General features: G+C 39.8%; 19 protein-coding genes. 6 read left to right on the top strand and 13 right to left on the bottom strand.

Going from position 1 to position 19684, the window contains the following annotated elements:
* Positions 1-77: 77 nt before the first annotated feature.
* The 3 genes from DK924_RS01345 to DK924_RS01355 are packed head-to-tail and all read right to left on the bottom strand — an operon-like array spanning position 78 to position 1919.
* Positions 78-695, bottom strand: a complete 618-nt coding sequence (locus DK924_RS01345; RefSeq protein WP_109874153.1) for a hypothetical protein — start codon at positions 693-695, stop codon at positions 78-80.
* On the bottom strand, positions 688-1272 hold the full coding sequence (locus tag DK924_RS01350) for a sigma-70 family RNA polymerase sigma factor (RefSeq protein ID WP_109874154.1): 585 nt from the start codon (positions 1270-1272) through the stop codon (positions 688-690). The genes DK924_RS01345 and DK924_RS01350 overlap by 8 nt, the downstream gene beginning before the upstream one ends.
* A 14-nt stretch (positions 1273-1286) precedes the next feature.
* Positions 1287-1919, bottom strand: coding sequence for an energy transducer TonB (locus tag DK924_RS01355; RefSeq protein ID WP_109874155.1), 633 nt, complete (start codon positions 1917-1919; stop codon positions 1287-1289).
* A 224-nt stretch (positions 1920-2143) separates the two neighbouring features.
* Between DK924_RS01355 and DK924_RS18805 the strand changes: the two genes are divergently transcribed.
* Entirely contained in the window at positions 2144-2299 is a 156-nt protein-coding gene (locus DK924_RS18805) for a hypothetical protein (protein WP_258306392.1), read from the top strand.
* 80 nt (positions 2300-2379) lie between these two features.
* On the top strand, positions 2380-3090 hold the full coding sequence (locus DK924_RS01365; protein ID WP_010387555.1) for a hypothetical protein: 711 nt from the start codon (positions 2380-2382) through the stop codon (positions 3088-3090).
* An 84-nt stretch (positions 3091-3174) separates the two neighbouring features.
* Here the strand turns inward: DK924_RS01365 and DK924_RS01370 are convergent, their stop codons facing one another.
* Positions 3175-4500: an MFS transporter gene (locus DK924_RS01370; protein ID WP_109874156.1), complete on the bottom strand. Its 1326-nt coding sequence runs from the start codon at positions 4498-4500 to the stop codon at positions 3175-3177.
* A gap of 297 nt (positions 4501-4797) precedes the next feature.
* Between DK924_RS01370 and DK924_RS01375 the strand changes: the two genes are divergently transcribed.
* A complete protein-coding gene (locus DK924_RS01375) occupies positions 4798-5508 on the top strand; it encodes a VC0807 family protein (protein ID WP_109874157.1) in 711 nt (236 codons plus the stop codon).
* Positions 5509-5562: 54 nt separating this feature from the next.
* Here DK924_RS01375 and DK924_RS01380 read toward each other — a convergent pair whose 3' ends face one another.
* On the bottom strand, positions 5563-6015 hold the full coding sequence (locus tag DK924_RS01380; protein WP_055012955.1) for a c-type cytochrome: 453 nt from the start codon (positions 6013-6015) through the stop codon (positions 5563-5565).
* A 254-nt stretch (positions 6016-6269) separates the two neighbouring features.
* The gene (dps, locus tag DK924_RS01385) at positions 6270-6794 is read right to left on the bottom strand and encodes a DNA starvation/stationary phase protection protein Dps (protein WP_054201878.1); all 525 of its coding nucleotides are present in this window, start codon (positions 6792-6794) and stop codon (positions 6270-6272) included.
* Between the two features lie 347 nt (positions 6795-7141).
* On the opposite strand from dps, the gene corA reads away from it, so the two are divergent.
* Positions 7142-8098 (top strand): magnesium/cobalt transporter CorA, encoded by a 957-nt coding sequence (gene corA, locus DK924_RS01390; RefSeq protein ID WP_010387561.1) that lies wholly within the window; start codon positions 7142-7144, stop codon positions 8096-8098.
* Between the two features lie 33 nt (positions 8099-8131).
* Here corA and DK924_RS01395 read toward each other — a convergent pair whose 3' ends face one another.
* The 3 genes from DK924_RS01395 to DK924_RS01405 form a co-directional block, all read right to left on the bottom strand.
* Positions 8132-8494 carry a DUF2237 family protein gene (locus DK924_RS01395; RefSeq protein ID WP_075169796.1) on the bottom strand — a complete coding sequence of 121 codons (363 nt, stop codon included), beginning with the start codon at positions 8492-8494 and terminating at the stop codon, positions 8132-8134.
* Between the two features lie 157 nt (positions 8495-8651).
* On the bottom strand, positions 8652-9071 hold the full coding sequence (locus DK924_RS01400) for an HPP family protein (protein ID WP_010387564.1): 420 nt from the start codon (positions 9069-9071) through the stop codon (positions 8652-8654).
* Positions 9072-9243: 172 nt separating this feature from the next.
* Positions 9244-10023 (bottom strand): DUF2189 domain-containing protein, encoded by a 780-nt coding sequence (locus DK924_RS01405; protein WP_008111401.1) that lies wholly within the window; start codon positions 10021-10023, stop codon positions 9244-9246.
* 233 nt (positions 10024-10256) lie between these two features.
* Between DK924_RS01405 and DK924_RS01410 the strand changes: the two genes are divergently transcribed.
* Positions 10257-12137, top strand: a complete 1881-nt coding sequence (locus DK924_RS01410; protein WP_054201876.1) for an MFS transporter — start codon at positions 10257-10259, stop codon at positions 12135-12137.
* 61 nt (positions 12138-12198) lie between these two features.
* Here the strand turns inward: DK924_RS01410 and katG are convergent, their stop codons facing one another.
* On the bottom strand, positions 12199-14466 hold the full coding sequence (gene katG / locus DK924_RS01415; protein WP_109874158.1) for a catalase/peroxidase HPI: 2268 nt from the start codon (positions 14464-14466) through the stop codon (positions 12199-12201).
* Between the two features lie 308 nt (positions 14467-14774).
* The gene (locus tag DK924_RS01420; RefSeq protein WP_109874159.1) at positions 14775-16115 is read right to left on the bottom strand and encodes an L-cystine transporter; all 1341 of its coding nucleotides are present in this window, start codon (positions 16113-16115) and stop codon (positions 14775-14777) included.
* A gap of 283 nt (positions 16116-16398) precedes the next feature.
* Here DK924_RS01420 and DK924_RS01425 point away from each other — a divergent pair, with 283 nt between their 5' ends.
* Positions 16399-16926, top strand: coding sequence for a hypothetical protein (locus DK924_RS01425; RefSeq protein WP_109874160.1), 528 nt, complete (start codon positions 16399-16401; stop codon positions 16924-16926).
* Positions 16927-16991: 65 nt separating this feature from the next.
* On the opposite strand, the gene DK924_RS01430 is transcribed toward DK924_RS01425, so the two are convergent.
* Together DK924_RS01430 and DK924_RS01435 are read right to left on the bottom strand one after the other, a co-directional pair.
* Positions 16992-18179, bottom strand: a complete 1188-nt coding sequence (locus DK924_RS01430; RefSeq protein WP_258306394.1) for a diguanylate cyclase — start codon at positions 18177-18179, stop codon at positions 16992-16994.
* 208 nt (positions 18180-18387) lie between these two features.
* Positions 18388-19656: a mechanosensitive ion channel family protein gene (locus tag DK924_RS01435; protein ID WP_109874162.1), complete on the bottom strand. Its 1269-nt coding sequence runs from the start codon at positions 19654-19656 to the stop codon at positions 18388-18390.
* Positions 19657-19684: the final 28 nt, after the last annotated feature.

The raw sequence follows: 19684 nt of genomic DNA on the forward strand, positions 1-19684 counted from the left end.
ACATTATTAAATGCAATCCATAGGATATATTCGTACTAAGTGTCAACCTCTATATAAATTTCCAACTATAAAATTACTTAAGTCCCACACTGCTTAGCTCCAGCTCCAGCTCCAACATGCTTCAGCGCAATAATCTGCCCTTTGCCGTTATGCGCCATAGCGAGCATATCACCGGTATTGATATTACTTTCTACTGCGTGCCTTCCTTTTAAATCACTGAGCAGTGACTGCTTAATTTGTACGAGTACCTCGTCATTACAGCTGGCTATGTACCAGTCGTTGTCGACCTTTACGAGCGTGCCGTATTCTATGTGATGTTGTTGATGGCGGCGTAAGTCGTTTGCTAGTTGGGTGTCGAGCACGCGTTTTTGTTGCGTTATGGTACTTGCGTAGTTACCTGTTTGATCTATTTCATGCGTTGATATAAACGAGTAGTCGTGTATGTCTATGGTGTTTAATACGGTTTTAGGGGCAGTATTTATCACGTTGTTACTGTCGAGCACTATAAAGGCCAGTAAGCCCAGTGCGCAGGTAAGGCTTGTGAGTTGCAGGGCAAAGCCAAGCCTTTTAGGTTGTTTTTGGATTACGGAGTGTTTTAACGCCTGTTGTTGAGCATGCGAAAGAGTGGTACGTGCTTTTCGCTCGTTATAATGTTGTGTGAGCTTTTCATTAAACTGCTCATCAGGCTTATTCATTACGATCTCCTAATAATTGTTTTAGGTTTTGTTTGGCGTAGCGTAGCCTTGTTTTTATGGTTTGGGCGTTGCTTTGCGTTATAAGCTCTATATCGGCAAGGCTAAAGCCTTCTTGTTGTAAGGTGATGGCTTCGCGCTGCACAAAGCTAAGTTGCTTGAGCGCAGCATTAAACGCTTCATAACTTATGTATGTGTCGCCTATGTGTGAGTCACTACTTGTTAATTCACTTTGATTGTGATTTTGCGCAGGTAGTTGGCTGTTTTCGTCAAGCTCGACAAAGTGTTGCTGTTTGCGGTATTCGTCTATTAGGGTGTTGCGTGCGAGTTTAAATAACCAGGCTTTGGGCGTGGTTTGTGCTTGGTAAAGATGGCGCTTTTCAATAACCTTTAGCCATGTTTGTTGGCTTACGTCGTATGCTAAATGTGTATTAGACTGGGTAACTAGGTAGTGATATAAATCGTTACTGTATAAGGCAATAAGCTGCTCTAAGTGGCGGTTGTCGCCACTTTTTGCATACCGCGCCATGCAGTCTTTGCTTGGCGCTTCAAATAACCATGACTTAATACTCAATAGCATAGGCGCTTATTCCTTTACTGCGAACTGTCTAATTTAAAATCAAGCTGTACGGTTTGACCTGTTTGTAATTGTGCCACACCTTCAATTACTTTTGGACGATATTTCCAGCGCTTAATGGCGCGAAGTGCTTCGCGATCAAATATGCGTTTTGGCTCGGAATTTACTACCGTGGCATCAATCACTTCACCAGTGGGTGAAATATTAAAGCTAAGTTGCACCCAGCCTTCTATACCATCACGTGCCGCGCTAGTTGGGTACTTTGGATTTATGCGCACAATGGGTGAAGCATCTCCCGTAGGGCGGGTAAGTGTTTGCTTCATATCGTTACCAAATCCGTCAATTACTATGGGGGGTGCTGTGCTTATTGCTGTTATTGGCTCATTACTAGGTGTTACACGTGGTGGTGCTTTAGGCGGCACTTTAGGTGTGGGTGGTGGCGGTATTCTTTTTATATGCGTGGTTTGTTTATCTTCTGGTGCTTGAAAAATCTCAACAGTAATATCATCACCCAATTTTATAGGTGCTCTTTGTTCGCCACTAATTAAGTATTGCATAAAGGCGAATGCAATAAAGGTCATCGCAGCACCGCCAAGAACAGCTGTTGATGTTTTGAACATGGGGTTTTTAGGAAATTCAAGTGTGTGCATAAGCCGCTCCAAATTAACTTATTATGTTGTTTCAGAGCTATAACGGCTGAAAAATAGAAAAGGGGTTAAATAGTTTTAAAATTTAATTGTTTTTATCTAAATATAGTAAAACTAATATTGAGAACGACTTTAATATTTATGCTGAATTTGTCTTTGCTGAACCTGAAAAATTGCGGGAACTTGCCGTTACCTATCCAATAATAGCTAAAAAGCTAAGTTTGTTTATGACCGCGTATACGCAGTTTTCGGCTAAATATCAGCAAGACTTTGAAGATTATTTTGCGAGAACAGGTTTGAGTGATGTTGCTGTGCAGCCTGATAATTTTGAAATGACTATCCATTTAGATTTAAACGATCTTAAGCCACAGATAAGCCAATGAGGTTTTTCTTTTTGAACTGTTATCTCTGCTTAGCATTATGCTAGAATCGGCCTTATCATATAATAAATAAGGATATTTTTGTGGATATTATCATTGGTCAAAATGTGCTGAAGAAAAAAGCGCAACTAACTCAACTTTCTGAGCGCGCTATTGGGCGGGCTTTCAAAGAGCAAGCCGCTTTGGCAATCCAAATGACACAGTGCAGTGCTGCGGTTTATCGCCGCTTACAACGCACCTATAAATCTACTGTAACACCTAGGGATCAAAAGCGTGTTAAAGCCGGTGGCTTAACGACACAGTCCGTTGTTTTTTCTACCAGTAATAATAGTCAAAAATCTTTTAATAGCTTACTTCCTGCTATGCGTGGGGGAGCTTCGGCACCCGGTAGTGTTGCAAAAACATCTAACGATGTTGCTATTGCTTCAAATCAGCCCCAAGCAATCAACTTATTAGCTTTATTACACCCAGTGATAAACGAAGATATTATGAAAACAGGTAATAGTGTTGAGAAAGCGGCAACTATTTTAGGCCTTGTTACTACAACTGTTGGTTTTGCTGTTCCTGGTGGTAGTGTTGCTTCTTCAATTGTGAGCTGGGTGGGAAGCGGTGCTACTTATTCAGGGTTTACTATGTCGAGAATTCGCCCTGACGCCCCTGATCGTGCATATCACCAACTAACAAATTATATTACTTGCTTGGCTGCATGGAATAAAAAGGCATGCGAGTTAATTGATATTGCAGATCCAAATGGAAAGTGGACTTTTCGAGATATTGAAACAGGGTTTGCTTAAAAGCTAAAACAATTAAGGGAGTATAATTACTCCCTTAATTGATGTTTGCTTAGCGTGTTTTGAAAGCATTAAAAGCAGTATAAGTTAATTTTTCACGTCATCTTCGTGAAGATCTTTAAACAGCTCCCCTTGGGGATGCTCAAAAAATTCATCTTCTTCTTCATCTACAACCAGCATTTGATCTTGCGCGGTAGTTTCTTCAATGCGCGGATCCATCGTAGCGGCCAGTGGCGAGTTTGTAACATCGGATGTACCGACCACATAATCACTGGGTTCTGGCTGTTCAACTTTTTGTTTAGAGTTAATAAAGGTTAGTAGTAAGTACATAGCCACGGTTAATAGCGAAATTGACGCATACAATGCTTGGTGACCAAAGTAGGTCATCAGCTGTGCGTTAACTGTTGAGCCTATTGCTGCACCGGCGCCAAAAGCGACTAATAATGCAGATGATACGCCTACGCGCTCTTCGTCCTCAACCCGCGAATTAGCTAGCGCAGAACAAAGCGGATATAAAGTAAACGCAAATAAACCAAAGATAAAAGTGAGTATGTAAGCTGTTAGTTGTGAAGTAGGCAATAAAAACAATGCTAAACTTACAACACCGATAGCTGCTGCATTAGTTCGAATTAATACGCTACGACGAACGCGATCAGAGAGCATCCCCATTGGCCACTGGGCTAGCAAACCAGCAAAAATAGTCACCGACATAAAAATAGCAATTTCTGCGGCACCAAAGCCAGATAGCTTAGCAAATATAGGCGCTAGGCCATAAAAACTACCATTGATAATGCCTGCAAAGTGCACCGCAGTAAGCGATTGTGGCACTTTTTTAGCGTAATCAAACAGGCTCATTTTTATCGGTTTTAACGATTTTGGGTGAATTCTACGAGTGATAGAAATTGGAATAATACCGATAGCCAACGCCATGCATACTAAAAATAGCGGTGCATACCCTAGCTCAGGAAATTGTGCGAGCGCTAGTTGGCCTAAAATCATACCTAAGTAAGAGGTGATCATATAAAAAGAGAAGACTCGCCCGCGAGATTCAGGCGCTGATTGTTCGTTTAGCCAGCTTTCTAGCACCATGTAATTACACATCATCCCTAAGCCAACAAAAAGTCTAAGGCCTAACCATATATATAGATTGTCGCTTACTCCGTGTGCGGCCACACAGGCAGTAACCGCCGCAGTACTTGCTGCAAAGGTTCTGATGTGACCCACCGATTTAATTAAATGATAGCCAAGTTTTGAACCCAGTAATAAGCCAAGGTAATAACACGAGGTCATTAGGCCTATCCAAAACGTAGACGTGCCTTGTTTACCTAAGTAAAGGGCTAAATAGGTTGTAAGTAAGCCGGTACCAATAATTAAAAATAAATTGGCAAAATACAGTGATGGAAATGATTTCATTAAGATGCAAATTATGAGCTAAGACAACTAGATACTAGAGCAAGCATGAAGGTTTTCCAAGCTGTAAAAAATGTGCTCTGTAATAATGAACACTTAGTATAAGAATATAGAGCGGCCGATAAATTATTTATTGATAAAAATAGCTTTGGATTAAATAGCGATCTAAAAAATCGGACGGTTAAGTGCGATGCTAGAATAGCGAGTGTATTGCGGGTATTATGCATAAAGATAATTTTCAGCATTACTTACTCTTTAGAGAGGAGCTAATGGCAGCAGTAATATTTTTTGGAATTAAAAATGACCAGTGCTAATCAAGCTATAAATAAGCGTAAAAAGAATAATCCGCTTATCGAAATCGTATTTAATATCATCATACCTTCAGTCATTTTAATGAAATTTTCAGGGCCTGAATATTTAGGCAGCGTGATTGGCTTAATTGTGGCGCTTATATTCCCTATTAGTTACGGTATTTATGATTTTATAAAAGCGGGCTCATTAAATTTTATTTCACTTTTGGGCTTTTTAAGTACTTTGCTTACCGGTGGTATTGCGCTGTTTGAGCTTGATGTTGAGTGGTTAGCAATTAAAGAAGCGGCTATACCAGCAATCATTGGTTTTACCGTGTTGATGTCGGGCTTTTTTGGTAAACCCTTGCTAGCCAAGCTCTTATTAAACTCACTTTTATTTAAGTTAGACACTATTTACGATGCCCTTGATGAGCGCGGCAATACGCAAAACTTTAAACAAAAAATTACTAACGCAAATTACTTATTAGCGCTGACCTTTGTGTTTTCATCAACGATGAATTACCTCTTAGCTAAATGGATTGTTACTAGCCCAGCAGGTAGCGTGGAATTTAACGAGCAACTTGGTGAAATGACGCTATTGAGTTATCCAGTGATCGCGATTCCATCTATGGTAATGCTGATTGGAATTTTTATTTATGTGATTAAAGTGCTGACCAAGCTGACCGGTATGAAGTTTGAAGAAATGGTTAATGCCGAGTAGATATAACGCATAAAAAACCGTTGTTTAGCAACGGTTTTTTTTTGCTATCAATATTTACTTGTAGTGAGAGTAAAGTTGGTAATTAGTTCTGTGGTACGGAATAAGTTTATAGTTTGGTTGTAAAAAAGTGACTAAGTCGGTGAGTTCAGATACGGTCATGGTATCGTTAAATACCGTCATTTTTGAGCTGCCATCTTCATTTCTGGCGTCGGGTCTATAAGGCCTAGAAAACCGATGTGAGGGGTTTATTACTGACGTGACCAGCTCAGCATAAGTAATTATTTTGGTTTTATTACCTCCTAGCTTAATAGAAATATCGTCATGTTTTGTTACGCTGCTATCTTCAACGCCTGCAAGGGTGTGACATGCCAAGCACTTATATTTTAAAAACACGGCTTTACCTTGTTCTGCATTCCCCTCTGGCAAGCTAAAACCTCGTGGAGAATCAACTCCTTTATCACAGCCTGTGAGTGCAATTAAACACACGATTAGTAGAGTGTATTTCATTAGAGCTCCTGTATTCTCAAATTAATTTTACGCATTACTAACGCAAACTCATTTGCGTCAACAAATGCTTCTTTTAAGAAATAGCCTAATTTGAGTGTAGTCAAAGAGTGGCGAATAGCCTAATTGTTGTGCATATATGCTCAAGGAGAATAACTAAAGAGTTGAATAATAATTAATGATGGAATGAAACATTACAAGCATGAAAAAGCCCAGCAACTTGCTGGGCTTCGTAAATTAAACGTTTACCATAAATATTAACTATTCAATTGACCCGTAGATGATTCTATATGGGCACGCACAAACCACTGATATTGCTCAAGCTCTGCAAGTTGCGCAATGATCATATCTTCAGATACCGGATCAAGCTCACCGAGTGACTCAATAGCTTTACGGTGATCACCGTTAACGCCATTATATACTTTATCTAATGCAGCTAAGTGCTCGGTTACCAAGCCTTTGCCGATAGCGTAATCTTCCCATGTACGACGATCAACAATCGATTTTGGTGTACCAACCGGAACGCCGCCTAAAGTGGCAATACGTTCTGCTATGGTGTCGGTCATTTCACGCACGGTTTCAACTTGTGGGTCTAGCATTTCATGTACGCCAATAAAGTTTGGACCTACTACATTCCAATGAATATGTTTTAAAGTTAGCTGTAAATCAATTAGCGCTACCATGCGATCTTCTAGAACAGATATTGCTTTATTTGCTGATTCGTTTTCTACACCGGGAGCGGTAAATTCAGCGACTTTGTTTGCATTATTACTGTTACTCATTATTCCTCCTGCTATTTTAAAATAGTGTTCGCTTTACTCAAGTGAGTGTTTTAATTGCGATAACGAACACGTCTTGTACTAATAGAAGCAATGGGCATGCCGATAGATTATTTGATTTAAGTAGTTGAAATTTAAGAGTTTAATTTTTATTTAATAAACTTTTAAGGAGTGTTTAGCTCAAAGGGTATGAAAAATATGCACTTTTTTGTAAATTCTGCAAAATCGAAGTACTAAAAATTGTTAGCAAATAGCTTGCTCTTTATAGTTGTTCTAATGGAGGTATTATCATTGTTGATTAATGATCTGTTACATATACTCAACCCAAAGATCTATTAAAGGAGAAGTGTATGCTGAGGTTTTTTTCCATCGAGCAAGGAGTGATCAAAGAGTTAGAGCCGTTGCCCGATACTCCTGTTGAAGTATCCATAAGGAATGCACATTGGATTGATACTATTAATCCAACACCGCAGGAGCAAAATGCGCTTGCAAAAACGCTCAATATAACTTTTCCTGATTCGGTCGATGTAGAAGAGATTGAAACGTCGTCAAGGTGCTTTATCGATAGCGAAGGTTTGCATGTACATGCATTGTTTATGTCACCTAACGAAGGACGGTTCAATACTGTGACTGTAGCTTGTTTGTTGCAAAACAATTGCTTACTTACTATTCGTGATGAAGAACTGGCTGACTTTAGACTATTGCGTTTAAGAGCGCGCAAAGGTCAGGTGGCATGTGATACGGCAAAACAGTTATTAATTACTTTATTTGATCAAAAAGTTGAAAACCATGCTGATATGCTTGAAGACATGCATCATCAATTAGAGAAGCTTAGCGCATATGTACTTGAAGAAGATAACTCAGACCTAGAAGAAGCGGTTGGTCGCATAGCTCGTTTAGAAGATGCTAATGGTAAAGTGCGTTTATGTTTAATGGATACTCGACGCAATATTTCGTTTTTAATACGTCGTTTAGGCGCGCAAAATGATGAGCGCGAGTCACTTCGAGAAATCGTACTTGATATAGAAACCTTAATGTCACACTGTACCTTTCTGTTTGATAAAATAAACTTTTTGATGGATTCAACGCAGGGCTTTATTAATATTGAGCAAAATCAAATTATCAAAACTTTCTCTATTGCTTCAGTGGTTTTCTTACCGCCTACAGTAGTGGCTAGTGTGTATGGTATGAATTTTAATATAATGCCAGAGTTACATTGGGAGTGGGGTTATCCATTTGCAATTGGCATTATGTTGCTGTCGGGCTTCGCACCTTATTTATTTTTTAAACATAAAGGGTGGTTGTAATACTTTAATGTTGCAAGCTGAGCGCTCAAATCATTAACCGGGATACTGATGTGCTTTTAATACTTCAAGCGGAATAATGTCGAGCGCTTTTTGGTTTGTCGCTTCAAGTACCACAGGAGGAGCAACGTTCGCAGCAATGGCATGATACCAACGAGTCGCACATAAGCACCACTTATCGCCAGCTTTTAAACCAGCAAAATCATACAAAGGATTAGGGCTAATTAAATCGTTGCCTTGCGCCTTGGAAAACTGCAAAAATTCGTCGGTCATAATGGCGCATACACTATGATTGCCAAAGTCTGAATCTGGTACATAACAAAATCCCTCACGGGTATAGCCACCGTTGCCACAGCAAAGTTGTAAGCGAGTTCCTAGTACATTTAATTGATTAGCCATATGAAAACTTACCTTGTAATAACCATTAAAAGCAGGGTGTTTACCATAACAGGCTGTTAGTGACTTAGCTATCTATGCTGTTAATTTTATATATCTGTTAAGTGAGTAAAAACTGCATTTGGCAAAGCTAAATACAGTTTTCATTAAAGAAGAATATTTACGAGAGCAGTGCTGCAGCTAAACGTACAAAATCAGAAGACGTTAAAATACCTACTAGCTGACCTTGCTCGCTAACAACGGGCATGCAACCGTGGCGATTATCTACAAAAAATTTAACGACATCTGATAGCGGCTGCTCTGGGGTTACACTAATAAAATCACTCACCATAATATCTTCTACTTTTGTGAGTTTTTCTTTGCGTTGTAATGCATTAGCACCAAACGTTGCCATGATACCCATGACTTTGGCGACCATTATTTTTTGTGTGAGCATACCGACAAATGCGCCGTCTTCGTCAATAACAGGAATATGGCGAACGTTTTTTTCTTTCATTAAATTATGTGCGTCATGCAAAGTGCTTTTTACGTTCACTGAAAATGGGTTCGGTGTCATTAAGTCTGTAACGTTTTGACTCATGTTTATTCCTTTATATTATCTGTGGTGTATCAGCTTATATTAGCGCTATTTTTAAGCTTTGCACCTTATTCAGATCAAGGTTTTTACGGATTTTATAAACTGAGGGAGAAGAGGCAACACTTAATTAAATGCCAAAAAGCATTTAATTAAGTGATAAAACTACAGGTAAATATTATTCATAACCACGTGGTGTTTTTGTTTTAATAACAGCAATGTATCCATGCCAACTAGCGTAACTAAGTAGTGGCATAATAATAATAAATCCAGCGGCACCTGCAGCAAAGCCAAGCGCTACCAGTACAAATATACAAATTGACCATACTACCATGGCTGCAAAGTTTTCTTTAACTGCGTGGATTGAAGAAACGACTGCGGTCATTATATCAACGCGTCTTTCCATCATAATTTGCGGCGTAAATGCAGAAATTGAAAACACACTGACCAGCAAAATCCCACCGATAATGCTGCCTATAGTTAAAAACGCAGAAAGTTCTTCAAAGGTCGGGTTTACATGGTTTGGGTATAATGCATGTACGATTGCAGCTAGGCGCATCCAAATAATCATAATTACCATGAGTAATACCGCAAAACCCCACTCACCTACAGGGTTACGAAACATTGATTTTAATGAATGGCTTAATGTAGGTTTATGGCCTTTCTCAAGCTCCCAGGCTACATCGTATAGGCCAACGGCGAATACCGGACCGATTAAAGCAAAAGCAACGGTTGCAGGTAAAATAGCTAAGTGGCTGTCGGTAAGTACAACAGAGTAAACAATCGCTACCGGAATAAGCGTGAAGATTAAACCGTAAATTAAACTCAACATGGGCGCGCGCGCCATATCTTTAAACGCTAACGAAAGCCAATGAAAAGCGGCAAATGTATTTACTTTGTTGCACTCTAAACAACGTGCGAATTTAGTGTCTTTGTCTATTGTGTTTGTAGTTGGCATAAAGATGCTCCTTTTTTAGTCACCTTTTAGGTTTAGAACATAGATGTTTTATTTACAACTCATAAACAACTTATACGATTGATTTAGTCGCATTGTTCATTTGTTAGTCATTTTTATTGGGTTAGCTATTTTGTTTATTTAAATATATGTTTGAGCACGTACTTAAAAAGTGGGTTCGTATTTCTTTTCCACAGTGGTAATCTAAGCCCTGAAGCTAATTTTAAGAGACCGTAATGAAGGAAAATAAACAACAATTTCAAGGATCTTTACTGGGTAGCAAACGGTTTTTACCTCTGTTTGTGACGCAGTTTTTCTCTGCTTTAAATGACAATGTATATAAGCAATCAATCCTACTTATTTTAATTTTTCAGGCTGCTACGGTAGCTGATGGTGCCTTTTATTCTAATTTGGCGGCAGGATTATTTATTTTACCGTTTTTTCTATTTTCAGGCATGGCTGGGCAAATTGCAGAAAAGTTGGAAAAATCAAAACTAATCAGCATCGTAAAGTTTTGCGAAATACCTATTATGCTGGTGGGCGTAGTATCGATTTTAACCGAGCAGGTTTGGTTAATGTTAGGTACTGTATTTTTAATGGGTTTACAAAGCACTTTTTTTGGACCGCTTAAGTACTCTATTTTACCGCAGCATGTGGCCCCAAATGAACTAACTAAAGCGAATGGACTGGTGGAGTCGGGTACTTTTGTAGCAATTTTATTGGGCACGGTATTTGGCACCTATTATATAACCCAAACAGCGGGCCCTATTTATATCAGTATCGCAATAGTAAGCCTTGCGGTTATTGGCTTTTTAAGCAGTCGATTTATTCCTAAAAGTGCAGCCAATGATGCTAACTTAAAAGTATCGATTAACCCTGTTACTTCAACCAAAAGTGTTTTTAATGCGCTTAACGCACAAACCGAGTCGGTGGGTAAGTCAGTATTAGGGATCAGCTGGTTTTGGCTTATTGGTGCGGTGATACTAACGGCGCTTCCTAACTACGTAAAACATGTAATGGGAGGCGATGAGTTGGTGGTGACGGCTGCTTTAGTGGTGTTTTCGTTGAGTATTGCATTAGGATCTTTATTGTGTGAAAAGCTATCGCGCTCACGTATTGAGTTGGGTATTGTGCCTTTTGGTGCACTGTTAATTACCTTATTTTTATATTTATTAAGTCAAGAACCTGGCATTGAATCTTACCGTTTAGTTAATGAGTTGCAGCTTACTCTTGAGCAAGTAATTAATACTGGCGATATGCTATGGCATTTTGTTTGGATGGCAGGAATTGGTATTGCCGCAGGGTTTTATACGGTACCTTTGTATGCACTCATTCAGCAGCGTACTCACCCCGATAGCCGTTCACGAGTAATTGCAGCTAACAATGTATTAAACGCATTGTTTATGGTTGGCAGCGCCGTTTTAAGTATTGTTACTTTAACGCTATTACACTGGGATATTTCACAATTACTGTTGTTATTAGCAGGGCTTAATTTACTAATATCGCTGTACATATACACCAAAGTACCGGAGTTTTTCTTACGTTTTATTATCTATATTTTAGCGATTTGTATGTATCGTGTGCGCACTAAAGGCCAGCTCAATATTCCCGATGAAGGAGCTGCGGTGGTTGTAAGTAATCATGTTAGCTTTGTTGATTGGATGTTTATTTTAGCGGCGTCACCTAGGCCTATTCGGTTTGTTGTATTTGCTCCTATTTACTATTCACCGGCACTTAATTGGTTATTTAAAATGGCCAAAGCCATTCCTATCGATAGTCAAAAATCAAATCCTAAGGCGTTTAATAAAGCTTTTGATGACATTGCGCAAGCACTGGAACGTGGTGAGCTGGTGGGTATTTTTCCTGAAGGAAAGCTCAGCGGTGATGGCGAGGTTGATGTATTTCGCCGTGGCATTGAAAAAATAATTCAGCGCACGCCTGTGCCTGTTATCCCTGTTCATTTAGATGGATTATGGGGCAGTATGTTTAGTCGAAAAACTAAATGGCGACTACCTAGACCCAAATGGTCGTTGGTAAGCGTAGCGATTGGTGAGCCGGTTGCGTCTGAAAATGTGAGTGCCGATGACTTACGTGATCGAGTACTTGCTTTAAAGTAGCTTAGTAATAAAAAAGCGCTGCAATTAATTGCAGCGCTGTGGTTGTGTTACTTAATGGTTATTAACGGTCTAAATTCATTACTTTAGTCCATGCTTTAACAAAGTCTTCTACAAACTTTTGTTTTGATGTATCAAAAGCATACACCTCAGCAACTGCACGTAGTTCTGAATTTGAACCAAAAATCAGATCAACCGAAGTGGCGGTGTACTTTTGCTCACCTGATTGACGATCAAAGCCTTGATAAATGCCAGCATCAGACGATTTTTTCCATACCGTCGACATATCTAACAAGTTAACGAAGAAATCGTTATTTAGTGTACCTGGCTTGTCGGTAAATACGCCGTAGTCAGTGCCTTTATAGTTTGCATCAAGTGAGCGTAAGCCACCGACTAATACAGTCATTTCAGGGACTGTTAGGTCAAGCTGATCCGCTTTATCAATCAGCATTTCAGTTGGCGATTTATAGCTCTTATCTGCATCAAAATAGTTTCTAAAACCATCGGCAGGCAGCTCTAATAAGTTAAATGCATTAACGTCAGTTTGCGCTTGTGTAGCATCGCCACGGCCAGCATTAAACGGCACGTCTACTGAGTAGCCTGCATCTTTGGCTGCTTTTTCAATCGCTGCATTACCACCAAGCACAATTAAATCAGCAAGCGATACATGGCTTTTGCTAAATAAGCTGTCGTTAAAGTCAGCTTGAATCGCTTTTAATACTTTAAGTACCTTTGTGGTTTCTGCTGGATTATTTACTGCCCAATCTTTTTGTGGTGCTAGCGCAATACGTGCGCCATTGGCTCCGCCACGCATATCTGAATCACGGTAACTGGCAGCCGATGCCCATGCCACACGTACTAACTCAGGTACACTTAGGTTCGAGTCTAAAATAGCAGCTTTCAGCTCTTTTACTGCACCAGCATCAATGTTTGATTTAGTCTCTGCTGAAATAGGGTCTTGCCAAATTAAGTCTTCTTTTGGTACTTCTTTACCTAAAAAGTTACGTGGTGGTCCCATATCTCGGTGAGTTAATTTGTACCATGCTTTAGCAAATGCAAGTTGATACTCTTTTGGGTCATTTAAAAAGCGTTCAGCAATTTTGCGATATTCAGGATCAAATTTTAATGCTAAATCGGCAGTGGTCATTACCGGTGGGTTAAATTTACCCTTAACGTGCGCATCAGGTACTGACTTATGTAATGATTCATCTGTTGGGATCCACTGAATAGCGCCAGCAGGACTGCGAGTTTGTTTCCACTCAAAGTTAAGTAGGTTGCTTAAGTATAATGATGACCAGCGAGTAGGTGCTTGTGTCCATGCGCCTTCTAAACCACTAGATACAGTATCTTCAGAGTGACCTTTACCACATTTGTTTTTCCAGCCTAAACCTTGCTCTTCAATACCTGCTGCAGCAGGCTCTGCACCTACACAGTCTTTAGGTTTGTGCGCACCATGCATTTTACCAAAGGTGTGACCACCGGCGATAAGTGCTAGGGTTTCTTCATCGTTCATCGCCATGCGAGAAAACGCAACACGAATATTTTTAGCTGAGCCAATAGGATCAGGAACCCCTTTAGGCCCTTCTGGGTTTACATAAATTAAACCCATGTGTGTTGCACCCAATGGGCGTTCTAGTTTGCCGCTGGCATCTTCACGGTCGCTGGCAAGCATTTCTACTTCAGGACCCCAGTAAACCATGTCTGGTTCCCAATCGTCAGTACGACCACCAGCAAAACCATAGGTTTCAAACCCCATGTTTTCTAAGGCAACATTACCGGCTAATACGATTAAGTCTGACCATGAAAGGGCTTCACCGTATTTTTGTTTAATTGGCCAAAGTAAACGGCGCGCTTTATCCAAGCTTACGTTATCTGGCCAGCTATTAAGCGGTTCAAAACGTTGTTGACCACCGCCAGCGCCACCACGGCCATCAAGCGTACGATAGGTACCTGCACTGTGCCAGGTCATACGAATAAAAAATGGACCATAGTTACCAAAATCTGCCGGCCACCAATCTTGAGATTGGGTTAGCAGAGCGTCGATATCACTTTTTACAGTGTCTAAATCTAGGCTGTTAAATGCCTCTGCATAATTAAAGTCACTACCGTAAGGGTTTGAACGTAGATCATGATCGCGAAGAGGAGATAGGTTAAGTTGATCTGGCCACCAAAATTGGTTGGTTCTGGTTGCACCCATTTTTGCCTCACCCATGCCTACAGCACCTTGTGGCTTAGACATTTGTGGTTTTTCTTGACTAAAAGCAGAGCCAGACATAAGTGCCATACTTATAAATCCAACAAGCGCTTTTTTTGTAAATGATCGGTTTTTCATTGTCAGCTTCCTTAAAGTTAACGAATTTCGTTATATACAAAGCGTATTAAAAATAGGGTCTACTCATTTAAAAACAGTAGGCTAAAACTTCATTCAAGTTGTTGTTAAATGAGCCTGAATGCACTAAGCAGTGCGAATAGTATAGTAAGGAGGCTAAAAACCGTGTGTGAAATAAAGCGATTGATACAATCTATAAAAATGATTCATTAAAGTTAAATGATTAAATAAACAAATCACTAAAGAGCTTTGAAAGAGGGGCAGACATAAAAAAGCCCAGCGTAGGCTGGGCTATTAGATTAAAGTGAGTGCTATTGAGTTTTAATTAATTTACTGGTGATCACACCTGAGGTCATAGAGCCCGACACATTGAGTGCAGTGCGCGCCATATCTATTAATGGTTCAATAGAAATAAGTAAAGCCACTACCTCTATAGGTAGTCCCATGGTCGGTAATACAACCAACGCTGCGAAAGTAGCACCACCGCCAACACCTGCAATACCAAACGAACTAATAACCACAATACCAATTAGCGGTAAAATAAACTCAAATGTAAGTGGGTCAATCCCCACACTTGGCGCAACCATCATCGCAAGCATAGCAGGGTAAATACCAGCACAACCGTTTTGACCTATGGTAGCTCCAAAAGAAGCCGATAAATTAGCGATTGCAGGTGGCACTTTTAACTGGTTAATTTGCACATCAACATTCATAGGAATAGATGCCGCTGAGCTACGTGAGCTAAAAGCAAAGGTAAGCACAGGCCAAATTTTTTCAAAGTAATTTTTTGGATTAACGCCCACTAAGCTAAGCAATAAACCATGCACAACAAACATTAGTAAAATAGCCACGTAAGAGGCCACAATAAAGGCGAGTAAATTTAAAATATCGCTACTACTAGAGTTTGCCACAACGCTTGCCATTAGGCCCGCAACACCATAAGGCGTTAATGCAATTACCATGCGAACTAAGCTCATTACTGTCGCTTGTAGGGCGTTTACACCGTTACGAATTGGGCTAGCAAGTTCTGTTTTTTCAAGCATTACTTTACGTGCAGCTATACCAACAAGTACACCAAATATAACCGTGGCAATAATAGAGGTTGAACGTTGATTACTTAAATCTGCAAAGGGATTTTCAGGGATAAAGCTCAGTAGCATTTGCGGCACACTTAAGTCGGCTACATTCGCGGCTTTGCTTTGTAGGGTGTCCATTCGAGCGGCTTCACGAGTACCCGAAACAAGCCCTTCAATGCTCAAGTCAAATCCATACGTTACAGCAATACCAATTAGCGCAGCAATTGCGGTGGTAAACAGTAAAACAGAGATACTAATAAAGGATATTTTTCCTAGCGAGCCTTGGTTCTCAAGCTTAACCACAGCGGCAATCATAAAGACCAATACCAATGGCATAATGATCATTTTTAGTAACCCGACATAGCCTTTACCTACTATGCTTACCCAGCTGAGTATTTCTTTAATGGTTTCTGGGGAGTGGGCAAACAAAAACTGTAGGGCTAAACCAAAGGCGCTACCAAGCACTAAACCAAATAAAACGGTACGAGATAAAGAGCTGCTTTTTTGCGAAACAAGATAGATGGCGAACAGCAAACCGACAAATAATGCCAACATTAATAATACAGCAAGCGACATGGTACCCTCTTTTATAGCTGTGAATTAGCGCGGCACTTTAACGCTTTGTAAGACGTTAACAAAATACGCTTTCGCTATGGGATAGAATTAAAATGAATATAGTAATAATATTAAAGTATAACGAATGAGCACATTATTGAAAAAAATCAGCCCATATGATTGTATTTTCTTCAAATTATGGGACTTACTATAGATCGTAAGCCTTGTTTAAAGCGTAAGTCTGATACGAATTAATTGGTCAACGTGTTCACTTTAGTTTTATTTAAAGATAGGGAGTAAAGGTATGTTAAAGGCAATAATGGCGCTGGTGATGGTTTTAGTGGTTAGCGGGTGTTCAACCCAATATCCAAACCAAGCATTACTGGGTAAGCAATTTCCCACCGTTAGCGGAGAAAGCTTAGAGCAACAGTCATTCACCATTCCTGATGATTTTAATAACCCAAATACGTTGTTATTAATTGGATATAAACAAGATAGCCAGTTTGATATTGATCGTTGGCTTATTGGTTTAGATATGAGTGCAGTTGATGTGACTGCCTATGAGTTGCCAACCATTCAGGGGATGGTTCCTCGTATGTTTAGTACCTTAATTGATAGCGGTATGCGCAAAGGGATCCCAAAAGAGTTGTGGGGTGGGGTGATCACAATTTACGAAGATGGCGATAAAGTTCAGGCATTTACTGGCAACGAAAATCCTAATAACAGCCGTGTGATACTGCTTGATGAGAGTGGCAAAATAATTTACTTTTACGACCGTGGTTTTTCTGTATCGGCATTAAATAATTTAAAAGCGGTTTTGGAAAAGCAATAAACTACAGGTTAAATTAGCCGCTTTTGGGCACGCCATTATTAAGTTAGCGCGCCACGTTAAAAGTACTACTCGCTTACGTTATTTCTGCCTTTCTTTTTAGCTCTATAAAGGGCTAGATCGGCATTTTTTAATGCCTCATCAAAGCTTTGTTTTGCCGCTCTTTGCGCTACACCAATAGAAACTGTCACGTTTACCGTTTTGTGGTCGCTTGTCTGTTTACCTTTACGAGATTTCTTATCGGTTCGTTTTGGGTTTCTGATCACCATGTCGTAGGTGGCAATATTTTCGCGCAGTGTTTCTAGTTCAGGGATTGACTGCTCGGCTGTTTTACGCGGGAACACCACCGTAAACTCTTCTCCGCCATAGCGGTAAATTTTTCCACCCCCTTTAACGCCAGCCATTTTAGCCGCCACTAGCTTTAACACTTGGTCGCCAATATCGTGGCCATAGGTATCGTTGAATTTTTTAAAGTGGTCAATGTCGAGCATAGCAACGGTGTATTTTCGCCCTAATGATAAAGCAAGCTGATTAAGTGCTCGTCGCGTTGGTAAGCTGGTTAAATCGTCTCTATAGGCTAAATAATAAGAGTCTGTACTTACTGCCAATAAATACAAAGAGGCCATAAGCACGGCTATTACAGACCAAGGAAAATCAATAATGTGTTGCTGATTAAGGCACCACACAATAAAAGTAATTAATAAGGCGGTTTGAGTCAGGTTATGGGCTCTTAAGCTTTGCCAAATAAGCAAGCCGCCAATTATTGAAAGCGGTAAAACAATGTGTAAATAAGGAAGCAGCTGAGTATAAAAAGAAGATTGTATTGTTAGTTCTTGCAAGTGTTGGCTCAGTGCTAACCAAGCAAATGCAGCACCGCCACAGACAATAACGAGTAAACTGCGAGTTACAGTATGTATTGATAAGAGCGCTCTATCTTTTATAACTGCCAATAGCATTAATAAACTTGTAGCGCATAATAAGGTCCAGTCAGGTTGCGCTTTAAGCCAGTCAGACCATGGTAAAGCGTAGTCTAATGAAGATAAATAAAGCACCCAAAATGCGCATAGTAGTGCAACTCGACTTCGATTAAACTGAGTAGCAAATACAGCAGTAATAACCAGTAATGGATAAACAAGATTATTAATAAGAGAGAGCTTACTTTGCCATTGAGCTTGAAACTGAACTAATAATAAAAATAAGCCACATAGACCTAAAAGGCTCAAAGAAGTTGATTTAACTCCTGCTAATTTTAACAACCTATGCTCCAAAGACCGATGTCTAAAAAATAAAGGCTTATTGTATTCATATTGAAAAATATTACTACTTTAATGCTTGTCAATTATTTAAAAACAATGCTTTAAAACTAATTTTGGCGGCTTTTATCGACACTTTTTAGCCAAATGTATGACATTTTAGCAAATGTAAATATAGTAAGTTAATTAAACCTATTACCCAGAGTTCAGGTTATTTAATTAGTTGGCGAATATCGCTTCCTGTTGGTGCTTCATGGGCACGTAACGAAAAGGCGGGTAAAACCGCTAATATATGATCAAATATATCTGACTGAATATTTTCATATTCACCCCAATTAGTGGTATTGGTGAATGCATAAATCTCAATGGGTAAACCTTGGGTTGTTGGCGCTAATTGCCTTACCATTAAGGTCATACCTTGATGAATATGTGGGTGCTGTTTTAATAGCGCGACCAAATAGTGGCGAAATGTACCCACATTAGTGAGCCTGCGGCCATTTAAAGTGCAGCTCATATCTACTTTTTTAGTGGTGTTTTGCTCCTCAATAACCAATAGCGTACTTTCAAGGTACTCACTTAGTAAATCGGCTTTTTTAAGGGCAACAACTGCGGCTTCGTCTAAAAAGTGCACACTACTCATTTCTAGGTGAATGCTGCGTTTTATCCGGCGTCCACCAGAGTCTGACATACCGCGCCAATTTTTAAATGAGTCAGAGATCAAGGCATAAGTAGGAATGGTGGTAATGGTTTTATCCCAATTTCTTACTTTAACCGTGGTTAACGCAATATCAATAACATCACCGTCGGCACCGTACTTAGGCATTTCTAACCAGTCACCTACCGCCAGCATATTATTGGCAGAGAGCTGAATACCTGCTACTAATCCTAAAATAGCGTCTTTAAATACCAGTAATAACACCGCAGACAGAGCGCCTAAGCCGCTTAGTAAAATTAACGGTGATTTATTCATTAACAATGAAACGGCTAAAATGGCAGTTAATACACTGGCAATAAGCTTAATTGTTTGCAAAAAGCCGCGCAGCGGAAAGTGAGCGCTCAAGGGGCGCTTATCGGAAATTGCTTGAAATATATCCAGTAAAGAAAATAGCGAAAGTAAGGCAAATAAAATGATCCATTGATCGGTGATCATTTGAATCAAATACAAAAAAGTGGTGCCTTCGGGTACCCACAGTTGCGCCTGAATAACAACGACCGCTCCTTGTAAAACAAATGAGATATTACGAGCGAGCTTTTTTGCTGAATATAAAGGACTTTTGCTATCGGGTTGCGCAGCTTGTTCGCTAAAGCGGTTTTTAACTAAACGCTGAGAAACCAGCCTTAAAATGAGGTGTAATATTAATGCAAATAGCGCAATCCAAGCCAATACAATCAGGTCGTACCATAAAAATGGGCTTCCCGGAAAATAATCGCCAAACCATTGCAGTAAAAAATCTCGCAGCTGTGCGCGTGTTCCTGTCATTAATACTCCATAAGGACGCTATTATTAA

Origin of the sequence: Pseudoalteromonas sp. meg-B1 (assembly GCF_003173795.1) — a bacterium.
Taxonomy (GTDB): domain Bacteria; phylum Pseudomonadota; class Gammaproteobacteria; order Enterobacterales; family Alteromonadaceae; genus Pseudoalteromonas; species Pseudoalteromonas undina.